The organism is Novosphingobium huizhouense, assembly GCF_020179475.1.
GTDB lineage: Bacteria > Pseudomonadota > Alphaproteobacteria > Sphingomonadales > Sphingomonadaceae > Novosphingobium > Novosphingobium huizhouense.
The window spans coordinates 1-13,025 of the sequence record NZ_JAILXZ010000002.1; the positions used below are offsets into that span (position 1 = coordinate 1).

The 13,025-nt window shown below is 66.1% G+C and carries 12 protein-coding genes and 1 tRNA gene; 7 read left to right on the forward strand and 6 right to left on the reverse strand.

What is annotated here, in order from left to right; genetic code table 11:
• Nucleotides 1–542: 542 nt before the first annotated feature.
• The gene (locus tag K3A85_RS08260) at nt 543–1,175 is read left to right on the forward strand and encodes a GNAT family N-acetyltransferase (protein ID WP_225206039.1); all 633 of its coding nucleotides are present in this window, start codon (nt 543–545) and stop codon (nt 1,173–1,175) included.
• Here the strand turns inward: K3A85_RS08260 and K3A85_RS08265 are convergent.
• Complete coding sequence (locus tag K3A85_RS08265) at nt 1,165–2,376, reverse strand: glycosyltransferase family 87 protein (RefSeq protein WP_225206040.1); 1,212 nt, start codon at nt 2,374–2,376, stop codon at nt 1,165–1,167. The two genes, K3A85_RS08260 and K3A85_RS08265, sit on opposite strands and share 11 nt — an antisense overlap.
• A gap of 133 nt (nt 2,377–2,509) precedes the next feature.
• Here K3A85_RS08265 and K3A85_RS08270 point away from each other — a divergent pair, with 133 nt between their 5' ends.
• The gene (locus tag K3A85_RS08270; RefSeq protein ID WP_225206041.1) at nt 2,510–4,600 is read left to right on the forward strand and encodes a RelA/SpoT family protein; all 2,091 of its coding nucleotides are present in this window, start codon (nt 2,510–2,512) and stop codon (nt 4,598–4,600) included.
• A gap of 36 nt (nt 4,601–4,636) precedes the next feature.
• Here the strand turns inward: K3A85_RS08270 and K3A85_RS08275 are convergent, their stop codons facing one another.
• From K3A85_RS08275 to K3A85_RS08295, 5 genes are all read right to left on the reverse strand, one after another.
• Entirely contained in the window at nt 4,637–5,617 is a 981-nt protein-coding gene (locus K3A85_RS08275) for a calcium-binding protein (protein WP_225206042.1), read from the reverse strand.
• A gap of 82 nt (nt 5,618–5,699) precedes the next feature.
• Nucleotides 5,700–6,599 carry a hypothetical protein gene (locus K3A85_RS08280; protein ID WP_225206043.1) on the reverse strand — a complete coding sequence of 300 codons (900 nt, stop codon included), beginning with the start codon at nt 6,597–6,599 and terminating at the stop codon, nt 5,700–5,702.
• Nucleotides 6,600–6,672: 73 nt separating this feature from the next.
• On the reverse strand, nt 6,673–7,080 hold the full coding sequence (locus K3A85_RS08285) for a hypothetical protein (RefSeq protein ID WP_225206044.1): 408 nt from the start codon (nt 7,078–7,080) through the stop codon (nt 6,673–6,675).
• Between the two features lie 124 nt (nt 7,081–7,204).
• A complete protein-coding gene (locus tag K3A85_RS08290) occupies nt 7,205–7,519 on the reverse strand; it encodes a DUF1905 domain-containing protein (protein ID WP_225206045.1) in 315 nt (104 codons plus the stop codon).
• A gap of 2 nt (nt 7,520–7,521) precedes the next feature.
• Nucleotides 7,522–8,436 (reverse strand): peptidylprolyl isomerase, encoded by a 915-nt coding sequence (locus tag K3A85_RS08295; RefSeq protein WP_225206046.1) that lies wholly within the window; start codon nt 8,434–8,436, stop codon nt 7,522–7,524.
• A gap of 141 nt (nt 8,437–8,577) precedes the next feature.
• Here K3A85_RS08295 and K3A85_RS08300 point away from each other — a divergent pair.
• The 5 genes from K3A85_RS08300 (at nt 8,578) to K3A85_RS08320 (ending at nt 12,896) form a co-directional block, all read left to right on the forward strand.
• A tRNA-Ser gene (locus tag K3A85_RS08300) sits at nt 8,578–8,668 on the forward strand.
• Between the two features lie 174 nt (nt 8,669–8,842).
• Nucleotides 8,843–10,033, forward strand: coding sequence for a tyrosine-type recombinase/integrase (locus tag K3A85_RS08305; RefSeq protein WP_225206047.1), 1,191 nt, complete (start codon nt 8,843–8,845; stop codon nt 10,031–10,033).
• Entirely contained in the window at nt 10,030–10,482 is a 453-nt protein-coding gene (locus tag K3A85_RS08310) for a hypothetical protein (protein ID WP_225206048.1), read from the forward strand. Before K3A85_RS08305 ends, K3A85_RS08310 begins: the two co-directional genes overlap by 4 nt.
• A gap of 67 nt (nt 10,483–10,549) precedes the next feature.
• Nucleotides 10,550–10,780: a helix-turn-helix transcriptional regulator gene (locus K3A85_RS08315; RefSeq protein WP_225206049.1), complete on the forward strand. Its 231-nt coding sequence runs from the start codon at nt 10,550–10,552 to the stop codon at nt 10,778–10,780.
• The gene (locus K3A85_RS08320; RefSeq protein WP_225206050.1) at nt 10,770–12,896 is read left to right on the forward strand and encodes a phage/plasmid primase, P4 family; all 2,127 of its coding nucleotides are present in this window, start codon (nt 10,770–10,772) and stop codon (nt 12,894–12,896) included. The genes K3A85_RS08315 and K3A85_RS08320 overlap by 11 nt, the downstream gene beginning before the upstream one ends.
• Nucleotides 12,897–13,025 lie beyond the last annotated feature (129 nt).

Sequence of the window (13,025 nt, forward strand, 5' to 3'; positions counted from 1 at the left end):
GTCAAGTGGGGTTGGGTATGGATTGGGGCGCGCAGCGGCGCAGAGGCGCGGAGAAGGAAGAGAAGAGCGGTGCGTGGGGCCGGGCCCCTCGCGCTCCCGGGAGGTCTTCCGGCGCTGGCCTTGCGGTTGGGGCGCGGGGTGCGGGGTGTTCGGGTGTTGCGCTAGGAAGAAGGACAGCCCTTCGACAGGCTCAGGGCGGGCGGGTTTGGGGCTGGCGTTGGTCTCCTGGCCGGTCCATCCGGGGGGCTCGGGGCACGGGCTGGCCTGCCAACTCCGCCCATCCTGAGCTTGTCGAAGGATCGTCCTTGCTCTTCTAGGGTTGGCGCGGGGCAGATACCCCTCCACCACCCTGCGGGTGGTCCCCCTCCCCTTTCAGGGGAGGATGACGGGCGGGCTCTCTCCGCGTCTTTGCGTAAACTCTGCGCCTCTCTGCGAGAGCCTCTCTTCTTCCCCGCGCCCCGAGGAGGAAGGGTGGCGCTTGCGCAAATCTCTGGCGCCTGGCGGGCTTGCCGGTGCCGGCGCAGGTCGGGCATGGAGGGGGCATGATCACAACCGACCATTCCGCTTCGTTGGCGCCGGGCTTCCATGCCGTTGCGCCGGGGGATCTTGCCTGCGTGGTGACCGCGCTCGAGATGCGCGCGCCGCCCGAGGGGCTGCGTCGGCTCGCGCCCGAGGCCGAGGTGCCGCTGCAACTGGTGCGGTGGAAGGACACGCCGCCCGAGAAGTACCGGATGCTCTACCGCCGCGTCGGCGCGCCGTGGCTGTGGTGGTCGCGGCTGGCGAAGGACGACGGCGAGCTCGCGAGCATCATCGGCGATCCGCACGTGCAGCTGTTCGCGGTGGCCGACCGCGCCGGGGTCGAGGTCGGCATGCTCGAGCTCGATTTCCGGGTGGCCGGCGAATGCGAGATCGCCTTCTTCGGCCTGATCCCCGGCGCGACGGGCAAGGGCCTCGGCAAGTGGCTGATGCGCCGCGCGCTGCAGCTTGCCTGGACGCCCGGGGTGGCGCGCGTCTGGGTCCATACCTGCACGCTCGACGGGCCGCAGGCGCTGCCATTCTACATGGGACAAGGCTTCACGCCTTATGCCCGCTTCGTCGAGGTCTTTCCCGATCCCCGGCTTGGCGGCATGCTGCCCGGGGATGCCGCGCCCCAGCAGCCGGTGATCAGGGCCTGACGACGGGCGCTGGCGGCGGGCCGGCGCGCCGCCAGATCATCCAGACCAGCGCCGCCGAGGCGAGCGGCATCAGGTTGAGGTGCAGCGGCAGCGCCGCCGCGCGCGTCGCCAGCGGCGCGAGCCAGAGCGCGACGATGCCGAGCTTCTCCCACGGCCGCCAGCCCTGCGCGCGCGCTTCGCCGACCAGCCAGAACACCGGCAGGGCGAGGAAGGCGAGGTCGTAGGAGAACAGGTAGGGCGAGGCGAGCGCGGTAGCGGCGAGCAGCATTGCTCCGGCGGCGCGGGCGTCGGCCGCGCGCGCCCAGTAGCGGCAGGCGAGCACGGCGGTGGCGATCGTGACGACGGCCTGTCCGACGAACGCGGTGGTCGCGTCGAAATGGTAGCGAAGGCCCGCATAGACCGTCGCCATGCGCAGGAAGAACGGCCCCGTGTCGTCGGCCATCAGCGTGGCGCTGGCCTTGAAGCTCTCGGGATAGGCGAGCCAGGTCGCGGTGCCGAACACCAGCCAGCTGGCGAGGCACAGCCCCAGCGCCGAGGCCGCGGCGCCGGCGAAGGCGCGCCACTGGCGGCCCGCGGCAAGCCATAGCGGCACGAGCAGCGCCAGGTGCGGCTTGACGATCAGCGCGCCCAGCAGTGCGCCGGCGAGCCAGGGCCGGCGTTCGAGCGCAAGGCAGCCGCCGACCAGCAGCAGCGCGGTCAGGAACCCGTTCTGCGCATGGCTCGCGGCGAGATAGGCGCCGGGAAAGGCGAATACCGCGATCGGCGCTTCGCCCAGTAGGCGGCGGCACAGCAGGAACCATGCGCTCCAGCCCGCGACCACCCAGGCGACCCACGCACTCGCATAAGGCAGCAGCCCGAGCGGCGCGGCGACGAACAGGTAGGGCGGCGGATTGACGAAGACCACCAGCTGCCCGGTGCCCGACAGCGCCTGCACCGTCTGCTCGGCGAGGATGTCGTAGACCCTGGCCGGAGTGCCGGCCACGACCAGCTTGCCCGCGCCCCAGAAGGCGAGGAAATCGCTGCCGACGTTGCCGGTCGCCTCGAGATAGACCTTCGCCAGCATCGGCAGGTAGGCGAGCGCGATCATCACCCCGTAGGCGCGCACCCGCGGCAGGTCGAGAAACGCGAGCGTGCGCAACGCGGCGATCGGCCCGCCCGAAGCGGGCGGCGCGGTGGCGGGAAGGGCGCTCGATGACGTCACGACGGGAAGGGCTCCGCAAGGGGTCGGCGGCCGCAGGTATGGCAAACGAGAGGTAAACAAAGCCTTTTGCCCGCCGGGCCTCGCGCCTTTTCCCTTGCGGAAGCGGGGGCATTGGCCCCATTTTAGCGGCCAGATGCTCCGCCAGTACGAACTTGTCGAACGCGTGCTCGCCTATGCTCCCGATGCGGACGAGGCGATGCTCAACCGTGCCTATGTCTATACCGTGCAGAAGCACGGCACCCAGAAGCGCGCTTCGGGCGACCCCTACTTCTCGCATCCGGTCGAGGTCGCGGGCCTGATGACCGAGCTGAAGTTGGACCAGGAAACCATTGTAACGGCGCTGCTTCACGACACGGTCGAGGATACCCTTGCGACCACAGACGAGATCGAGCGCCTGTTCGGCGGCGATGTCGCGCGGCTGGTCGACGGGGTGACCAAGCTCTCGAAGATCGAGACGATGACCGAGAACGAGCGCGCGGCCGAGAACCTGCGCAAGTTCCTCCTCGCGATGAGCGAGGACTTGCGCGTGCTGCTGGTCAAGCTCGCCGACCGGCTACACAACATGCGCACGCTGCACTTCATCAAGAGCGAGGACAAGCGCCGGCGCATCGCGCGCGAGACGATGGACATCTACGCCCCGCTCGCCGAGCGGGTGGGGATGTACGAATACATGCGCGAGATGCAGCTGCTCGCGTTCGAGCAGCTCGAGCCCGAGGCCTATGCCACGATCACCGGCCGGCTCGCCGCGATCCGCAGCGAAGAAGGCGCGCAGGTCGATGCAATTGCGCTGCAGATCAAGCAAGTGCTGGCCGAAGCTGGCATGAAGGTTGAAGTTTCCGGGCGCGAGAAGCACCCCTATTCGATCTGGAAGAAGATGGCCGAGCGCCACGTCAGCTTCGAGCAGATCACCGACATCATGGCGTTCCGCGTGCTGACCGAAAGCGAGGACGACTGCTACAAGGCGCTGGGCGTGCTCCACCGCGCCTGGCAGATGATCCCCGGCCGGTTCAAGGACTACATCTCCACGCCGAAGATGAACGGCTATCGCTCGCTGCACACCGCGCTGATCTACAGCAATGCGATGCGCGTCGAAGTTCAGGTAAAGACCAAGGAGATGCACCGGCTCAACGAGTACGGGCTGGCGGCGCACTGGGCCTACAAGCAGGGCGGGCGGCCCGACGGGCAGGTCGGCTGGCTGCGCGACCTGGTCGAGATCCTCGAGGCGAGCCACGACGCCGAGGAACTGCTCGAGAACACCAAGATGGCGATCTACCAGGATCGCATCTTCGCCTTCACCCCCAAGGGCGCGCTGTTCCAGCTGCCCAAGGGCGCGACCCCGATCGACTTCGCCTTCGCCGTCCACACCAACCTCGGCGCGCAGGCGGTGGGCGCCAAGATCAACGGCCGTCACGTGCCGCTGCGTACCGCGATCAGCAACGGCGACGTCGTCGAGATCATCAAGAGCCGCAATTCCGAGCCGCAGCTGTCCTGGCTGGGCTTTGTCGTCACCGGCAAGGCGCGCGCCGCGATCCGCCGCTTCGTGCGCCAGAAGGAGCGCGCCGAGATCGCCGCGATCGGGCGCAAGCTCTACGAGGAGATCGCCGAGCGGCTGCCTTCGACGGTGGGCAAGAAGGCGCTGGCCGACGCGGTCAAGCGGCTCAAGCTCGCCTCCGAGGAGGAGCTGATGGTGGCGATCGGCTCGGCCAAGCTCGACGACCGCGCGGTGATGGAGGCGCTGGTCCCCGGGAGCGCGGCGCACCTGCCCGAAAGCGAGGACTGGCCCAAGCAGCAGCGGGCGATCGCGGTGCGCGGGCTGACCCCGGGCATGGCCTTCCAGCTCGCCGAATGCTGCCACCCGGTGCCGGGCGACCGCATCGTCGGCCTGCGCCGCCCGGGGCGCGGGGTCGAAGTCCACGCGATCGACTGCCTGAGCCTGGCCGACGGGGTCGACGCCGACTGGATCGACATCAGCTGGGACGCGCGCACCGACGGCGCGGTCGGCCGGCTGCGCGCCGAGCTCTACAATCGCCCCGGCACGCTCGCTGAAATGGCCGGGATCTTCGCCAAGAACCACGCCAACGTCGTCAACCTGGAGATGACCCAGCGCGAGAACCCGTTCCACACCTACGAGGTCGACCTCGAAGTGCGCGACCTCGCACACCTCACCCGCATCATCAGCGCGCTGCGCGCCAGCGACGCGGTGGCGCAGGCCGAGCGGATCTGACTCGGCCCCGCCGCGAACCCCGGCCGGAACGGTGCGTCAGGCGATGATGTGGATGTCGGCCGCCACCAGCGTGGGGTGCGTCGTCGTCCCCAGCGTCGCCAGCAGCACCGGCGCGCTCGCCGCGCCATTGCCGTCGGCATCGTAGTAGAGCTTGCCGGTCACCTGGTCGTAGAGAATGCGGTCGGTCGCATCGTGCGCGGCGACATTGCCGTTGAACGCGCTGCTGGCGAAGAAGGCGTCGCTCGACAGCGTGGTCCCCGCCGCCTGGCCGATGCCGCGGAAGATCCCGGCGGCAAGGTCGATATGGTCGCCCTGGGCGTGGCTGAAGTCCTTGATCACGTCGGCGCTGGTGGCGACAGCCGAGGTGTTGAAGACGAAGGCGTCCGCCCCGTCGCCGCCGGTCAGGATGTCCTTGCCCGCGCCGCCGTAGAGCTTGTCGGCGCCCGCATCGCCGAACAGGGTGTCGTTGCCGGCCCCGCCGAACAGCTTGTCCGCGCCGTTGCCGCCATAGAGCTTGTCCGCGCCGGCATTGCCGTTGAGCACGTCGTCGCCGTCGAAGCCCTTGAACACGTCGGCCCCGCCCGACAGGGTGATGGTGTCGGCGCCCGAAAGCGCCGTCTGGAACAGCGCGAGATCGTCACTGGTCGGCAGGGTCAGCGCCGCCGCGACGAGCGAGGTGACGGGGAGCGAGACGCCCTGGAGCAGGAAGGCGCCCTGCGGCGGTAGGTTCGGGTTCGGCGAGAACACCGCCGAGAGCGGGCCGACGAACTCGGCAATTCCGGTGACAGTGCCGGCGGTGGGGGTGCCTGCCTTCGAGACGACGAACCCGGTGCCGCCGAAAACGGCCGCGAAATAGCCGTTGTCGTAGTATTCGAAGCCGGCAAGGTCCTGGTAGTTGACGCCGTTGAGCGTAATGTTGGCATTGTCGAGGAAGCTCTGGCTGGTGCCGTCGGTGATCAGCGACGACAGGTCGAGAGTGAGCATGTTGAATGCCTGGAATGCCGTGAACTTTGCCATCCGTTGTCTCCGCTCGTCCATCCGTTCGAGGAATTGGTGTCTGCAATCTCTGGCGCGAACGCCAGGTCCCCTGTTCGCTTCGCTATAGCTTCAGCGAAGCGGTAACCGACAGCACGTGTTCGCGATAGTCGTAGAATGCGACGTTCGAGTGCCGGTCGATGTAGCGCGCCTGCGGGCGCAGCGTCACGCCCCCCGTCACCGGCACTTCAAGGCCGCCCGATAGCGTCAGGCGCGTCTCGTGGCGCTCGGTGCGGATCGAGGGGAAGGGGGCGAGGTATTCGCGCTCCTGGTAGGCGAGGCCCGCGCGCGCCTTCCACTGGCCCCTGCCGACCCTGATCGGCACCTGCAGGCGCAGCGAGCCCTGGACCGCGCCGAAGCGGTATTGCGCGGCCCGGGTGTGTTCGCTGTCGGCGCGCAGGCCCAGCGCGACATAGCCTTTGCGCCGCGCGAAGAAGCGGTAGCCATCGAGCGAGACCAGCGTGGTGTCGGCATCGAGCGCGTCGACATCGGTGAACCCCTTGCTCTGCCAGGTGGCGCCGAGCCGGAGATAGAGGTTGCGATCGACGAAGCCGGCGATCGAGGGCGAGACGCTGTGAATGTCGAGATAGGGATGCCCGCCGAGCAGGACGTGGCTGTACTGGTAGTCGGCGGCGAGCGCGGCCCGGCCGATGCGCCGGGTGACCCCGGCCGAGACGCCATGGAAGGTGATGCTGACCTGGTCGAGCGTGCGATTGCGCTCGTCGTCGTAGCTGTAGCCGAAGCGCAGCGTCGAGCGCTTCGTCTCGGCGGCGGTCAGCTGGACCGAGGCCTGGAGCAGCAGCGCCTCGTCGCCCCGGCGCGTGGGTATGTCGGCTTCCTCGATCGAGATGTTGCTGTCGTACTGCACGCCGGCGCCGAGCGTGACGCTGAGCGGCGCGCGCGCGCAGGCGAAGGCCGGCCACAGCAGGGCCGAGGCGGCGGCGAACGCCCGTGCGGATGTCATAGGGTGAGCGACTTCATGAGCGAACGCCGGACGGTGGCTACCGCCCGGCGTTGCAGCACCAGGAGCGTGGCGATCAGTGCTGGGCGGCCGCGGCGGCCATGGCGGCGGGAGCCGGCGTTTCCGCAGCCTTGTCCTCGACGCGGTCGGCAACCTGCTGCGCGGCCTGTTCGGCGGCGGTTTCGGCGATGCTGTCGGCCGGATCGAGGCCCGGGGCCATCGTGTAGAAGATCACGTCCGGGTTATCGACCGGGTTGGGGCCTTCGAGGTTGCGCTCGTTGTCGGCGATCACGCCGTCGTCGCCGGCGCGGGTGACCTCCACCGGATCGTCGAGCTTGACGTCGACCACGGGATCGACGGCGGGTTCCTTGGCATCGACGGCCGCGTCGACCGAGACGTCGTCGGCTTCGGCCGCGAACGACGGGGCGGCGGAAAAGGCAAGCGCGGCGGCAAGGCCGAGCACGGGTGCAGCAAGCTTCTTCATGATCTTCCCCTGATCACAAGGTGGTCCACAATCCCCCGGACACATCAGGAAAACTAACACCGCATCGCCGATCAGGCACGAACAAATAATCGCGCCGGTTCAACCTATTGGCCGCAGGCGATGATTAAAAGTGTATTGTCAGCGCCACCGGTTCGTCTTCGGCGAGCCCTTCGGCGCGGCGCACCGCGGCCTTGATCGGCACGATCCAGCCGGTGTCCTTCATCGGAAAGGCCGAGGTCGACCAGCGGCTCGCGCCCACCTCCAGCTCGACCTTGACCGAGCCCCAGCCGGAGCGACGGCCGGTCTCGAGCCGGCGCATCAGCGCGGTGGCGCTGAGCGCCTCACCGGCCGCGCCTCCGATCGTCACGAAGTACCATTCGCCGCCGTTGCCACCGGTCCAGCGCCACAGCGGCGGGGCGAGGGCGTGGGTCTCGTCCATCCTCAAGGCGCGCGGCGGACGGGGACGGGGATATTGCAGATGTCGGCCCCGCCCGCCGGGCGGATGTAGAACGGATCGCGCCGGTTGGCGCGGGCATCGGCATACCGGGCGAAACTGGCGCTTTCCGTCGAGAGGTACTGGTAGCGCGGCAGGTCCGGCACATCGGTGCCGAGGCGGATGGCGCGGATGGGCGTGCGCTCGGCGGCGGTCTTGTAGAAGCCGAGATCGCCGGTGCCGCGCGGCAGGCTGGAGAGGTGCTCGATCCCTTCGATCACCCGGCCGACGACGGCGATGTTGCGATCCAATTGGCGCGGCGCGTGCCCGATCACGGCATAGAGCTCGGCGCCCGTGCCGGTGTCGGGCGGCATGTTGCGGCCGACGCCGACGGTGCCGTAGCAGTGGACGGGCGTGACGCCGTCGGGCGCATAGGAAACCGGCCATCCGAGTACGACGCCGGTGTTCGAGGCATAAGCGTCATGCATCGGGTTGACCCAGCCAAGCGGCGCTGCATGTACAGTGTACTGTGCCTGCGGAATGGTCGCCAACCCCTGCGGCAGTGGCTTGGCCTTCGCCGCATCCTCGCCGTCGGCATCGCCCCATTGCACGACGTAGTTGTCCTGCACGCGGTTGATGCTGGTGCCGTCCCACCAGTGCGCGGCGGCGAGCTTGCGGATGTTGCCGATCCATCCTTGCGTGAAGGGCGGCGGCAGCAGCTGGATCACCACCCGCCGGGCTTTCCCCGCCGCATCGGGGGCGAGGTCCATGACGAGCAGGTCGGCCGGCGCGATCGCGCTCCAGTCGGCGGCGGGCGCCTGGCCCACGATTTCGAGCGGCGCGAGCGCCTTCGGCGGTTCGTTTTCAGGCGCAGCGGCGGCGAGGAGGGGCAGGAGGGCGGCGGCAAAAAGCGTCTTGTGCATGAAACGCTTGTGCCAGCCTTCGCGGCCTTGCGAAAGCGCCGCCGTATCGTTAGGGCGCTCGACTTCCAGTGCGATTGGATAATCGCCTGATTCCCGGTCCGTGCTGGCGTCCGTGTCGCCACGAACCGATCAGGCTCGTGCGGAGCGGTGGCCGAGTGGTCGAAGGCGCTCGCCTGGAAAGTGAGTATACGTCAAAAGCGTATCGAGGGTTCGAATCCCTCCCGCTCCGCCATTTCACCTTTTTTGCTGGTCTTTATGCGCCCCTTTGGGTGCTTTCAACATTCAGAAAATCAACGGATTTTGGCGCTTTCGCGAAGGGCGATGGCCCTTATGCGCTCCTATGCGATTCCTGTTCCCTTTTTGGCCAAGTCGGGTAAAAGTCGGGTGAAAAATCCGAGAGGTTCCGATGGCACGCGGGCAGCAACTCAACATCAAGATGATCGAGCGGCTCAAGGAGGCGGGCAAATATGCCGATGGCCGCAACCTCTACCTCCATGTGACCAAGACCGGCAGCAAGAGTTGGCTGTTCATTTATCGCCGCCTTGGCCGGGATCGGATGCGCGGGCTTGGCTCCTATCGCAATGTCAGCCTTGAGGAAGCGCGCGAGAAAGCGGGCGAGTTTCGCGCCATGCTCCGGCAAGGCATCGAGCCACCCGTCAGCCGGGGCGCGGTCCAGAAGAAGGAAGAGCATCGGACCTTCGCGCAGGTGAATGAACGGTATCTGGCTGAGCACAAGGATAGCTGGCGCAACCCGGACAAGGCCGAAAGTCTCTGGCGCAACAGCCTTCGCGACCATGCCTACAAGCTGATCGGCGAGAAGGACGTGAAGGACATCGACGTGAAGGACGTTCACGCCGTCCTCAGCCCGATCTGGCTGACCAAGCACCCCACCGCGAAAAAGATCAGGTGGCGGATCGGCGCGGTGCTGGCCTATGCCGCCGCGCTGGACTTGCGCGCCGATGTGGATTTGACCCGGACGGGCGGCAAGCTCGACAAGCTGCTGCCCAAAGCGAAGCGGGTTCACACGGTCAAGGCGCATGATTCGCTGCCCTATCAGGATGTGCCCGCCTTCATGGCCGAGCTTCGCCAGCGGGAGGGCATCGCCGCAGCCGCGCTGCAATTCCTGATCCTGACCGGCGCGCGGGCGAAGGAAGTCCGGTTGGCCGAGTGGGACCAGATCGACTTTGAGGAAGCGGTCTGGAATGTGCCGCAGGAAATTATGAAGGCGGGCCGCGCCCATCGCGTTCCACTCTGTCCCGCTGCCATCGACGTGCTCAAGGCGATGCCGCGCGACCGCAACGGACATTACCTCTTTATCAGCGTCAGCAATCCCGGCGAACCGCTGTCGGACATGGCCATGACGCAACTGCTCAAGCGGATGGACCGCAAGGACGGCGTGACCGTCCACGGCTTCCGCTCCAGCTTCCGCACATGGGCGGCGGAAGAGTGCTTGGACATCCCCCGCGAAGTGGCCGAGGCGGCGCTTGCCCATGCGGTGGGCGGCGTGGAAGGCGCATACCAGCGCGGCGACTATTTCAACCGGCGGCGCGACCTGATGACACGCTGGGCTGATTATTGCGGGAGTGCGGAAGCATGACGGCTGACGAATGGCGAGCATTTGCCATGTTCTATCTCGAACATTCCGATGAAGAGCGGTTGATCGGCAAGATTAATGATCCATCTAGCGACGAAGCCCATTTGGATCACCTTGTAAGGTGGAACTATGCAAAGAAGGCATGGCCTGGGATTACGCAAGAGCAGTTTTATGAAATTCAGGAATTACTTCTCACAGAGAAAAAACGCGGGAGGCCACCCCGTCCGGTCCAAGACAGAGCTGAACAAAAAATCTGGCGGGCAGCACGAGACGCTGAGATACTCAAGGCGCTTTGGAAGCGTAGAAATCCCCAGAACCCTTGTCCCAAGCCACCCGTGCATCCCCATGAGATCGCCGGACAGCGCCACGGGTATTCAAAACAACAAGTCGATGAGGCGATGAGGCGTCCCAACAGCCGACGCTTGGATCGCATCGCTACCGCCCAAAAATAGCCTATTTTCGGCGGCGATCTTATTCGCTTTTTCGCGGATTCCTTGGCTTCAAACCAAGGAGGCGACGATGCAAACCACAGAAAAGGCGGCTGTTCGGCGCGAACTGCCCAAGCCGCTTATCTACCGAGAACGTGATCTCAAGGCGCTTACCAGCCTGTCGCGCAAGGCGCGTGAGGACGCGATGACCGCCGGGACATTCCCGCGTCCGATCCCGCTGGGGCCGAAGGCGCGCGGTTGGCTGGTCAGCGAGATTGAGGCGTGGATCGAAGAGCGGAAGGCCATTCGCGATGCCGCCTGAACTGCGTTCGGGAGGCAGGTTCACCGACGCCTTGCGACGTGGCCTTTGCCCTTTCGACCTCCCCACCCGAAGCAAGGTGCCGAATACGTTATGGACGCGATTCCGCGACACGCCAATGACGCTCGATCAGGCCGCCGGGCTTGACGGAACAGACCGCAATGTTGGGATCATAACCGGAGCGCCGTCAAATGCCTTCGTGCTGGACTTGGACGGTCCAGACGCGGAGCGGTTCGCGCGATCTCAGGGGTGGCTGACGGAAACCCTCACCGTAAGAACCGCGCGCGGTCTGCACTTCTACTATCGGATGCCAGATTCTCCGGTTCGGAACAGGACTGGCCTCGCCTCGCACGTCGATATTCGCGGTGACGGCGGATATGCAATCGGCGCGGGCAGCATCCATCCCGATGGGCAGGCATACGAAATTGTCGTGGATGCCGACATAGCCGCCGCGCCCGAAGCCTTGCTTGCGGCCCTGCGACCGCAGCCCCGCAACGACTCTTTACCGGCGAGCGCGCCCGGTAATGCTTGCCAGGAATTTGCGGAAATCGTCGAACAGATGCGCGCCGCTCCGGACGGAACTCGCAATGACACGCTGAACAAGCTCGCCTTCCGCGCCGGGCAGTTGATTGCAGACGGTTTGATTGGGGCGGCGGAAGCTGAGGACGGGCTGTTCGAGGCGGCGACGGCATCAGGGCTGGACCCCAAAGAGGTCGAGCAGGTGTTAAGGCGGGCGCTCCACGATGGGCAGGCCAAGCCGCGCAACAAGGCATCCTCGAACAATCTCAGCCAGCGACTTATGGCCAAACAATGGGCGCGACAGCACGGCAGCGCCCGGCGATACGACCACTCGCGTGGCAAGTGGATGCGCGCCGATCCCGCCAGCGGCATCTGGCACCGCGATGATACCAGCGCGACCTTCGATGAGATCGCCAGCCACGTCCACCTGACCGGCGGCGGCGACAAGCGATATTCCAACATCGGCTTTGTCCGGGGCACCGAGGCATTTGCTCAGGCACTTCCGGAAATCGCCGTCACCTCTGAGGTGTTCGATACCGAACCTATGATCTTGGGCACCCCGCTTGGCCCGGTCGATCTGGAAAGGGGCGCGTTACTGCCACCCGATCCGCTGCGGTATGTCAGCCGATCAACGTCAGTGTCGCCTGCCAGCGGCACGCCGGTCCGGTGGCTGCGGTTTCTGTATGAATCGACCGGCGACGATGCGGATATGGTCGAATATCTGCAACGGACACTTGGTTATGGCCTAACTGGCCTAACCAACGAGCAGGCGCTGTTCTTCATCTACGGCGATGGCGGCAATGGTAAAGGCGTGTTCGTGAACGTCACGCGCCGGATCATGGGCGACTATGCCGAGACAGCGGCGATGGAAACCTTCACGGCCAGCCGCAGCGACCAGCACCCGACGAACTTGGCGAAGTTGCGCGGCGCACGCCTCGTGACAGCCAGTGAGACGGAACATGGCCGCGCGTGGGCGGAAAGCCGCATCAAGCAGCTCACCGGCAACGACGAGATCAGCGCCCGGTTCATGCGCCAGGATTTTTTCAGCTTCGTGCCTGTGTTCAAGCTGCTGATTATCGGCAACTTCCACCCGTTGCTCAACGCGGTGGATGACGCGATGAGGCGGCGGTTCAACATTATCCCGTTCAACCGCAAGCCGCTGACACCAAACCCAAACCTCGAAGCCGAACTTGAGAAGGAGTTTCCGCAGATATTGAACTGGATGCTCGAAGGTTGCCGCAAGTGGCGAGCGGGCGGGTTACAGCGCCCGCAGGCCGTGAGCGATGCGACGGCAGACTATTTCGAGGAACAGGACGTGTTTGGCCAGTGGCTCGCCCAATTCTGCGAGGTCGGCCCGGCGCTCAGGGAGAACTCGCACGAACTGTTCCACAACTGGAGTCTGTTCGCCAAGGAAGTCGGCGAGGATGTCGGATCGCTCAAGGGGTTTGGCAGCCTGCTGACCAAGCGCGGCTTCCGGGCTGATCGTGAGACTTCAGGCAAGCGTGCCCGCTTCTGGCGTGGGCTTCGCCTGCAACGGGTCCACATAGGCGGCAGAGAGGTCATCAAGACGCCGCAGTACGCCAACATCGCCCATATGTGATCGCCCTCGCTGTGCCGTCCGGATCGGTCCGGATCGGCCATGCCATTCCCGTTATCGCCGTTCGATTTTCGCCCCGTTCTATTCCCCTTCGAAGTATCGCTTTTATCCGGTCGCATCCGGACGTGCCGG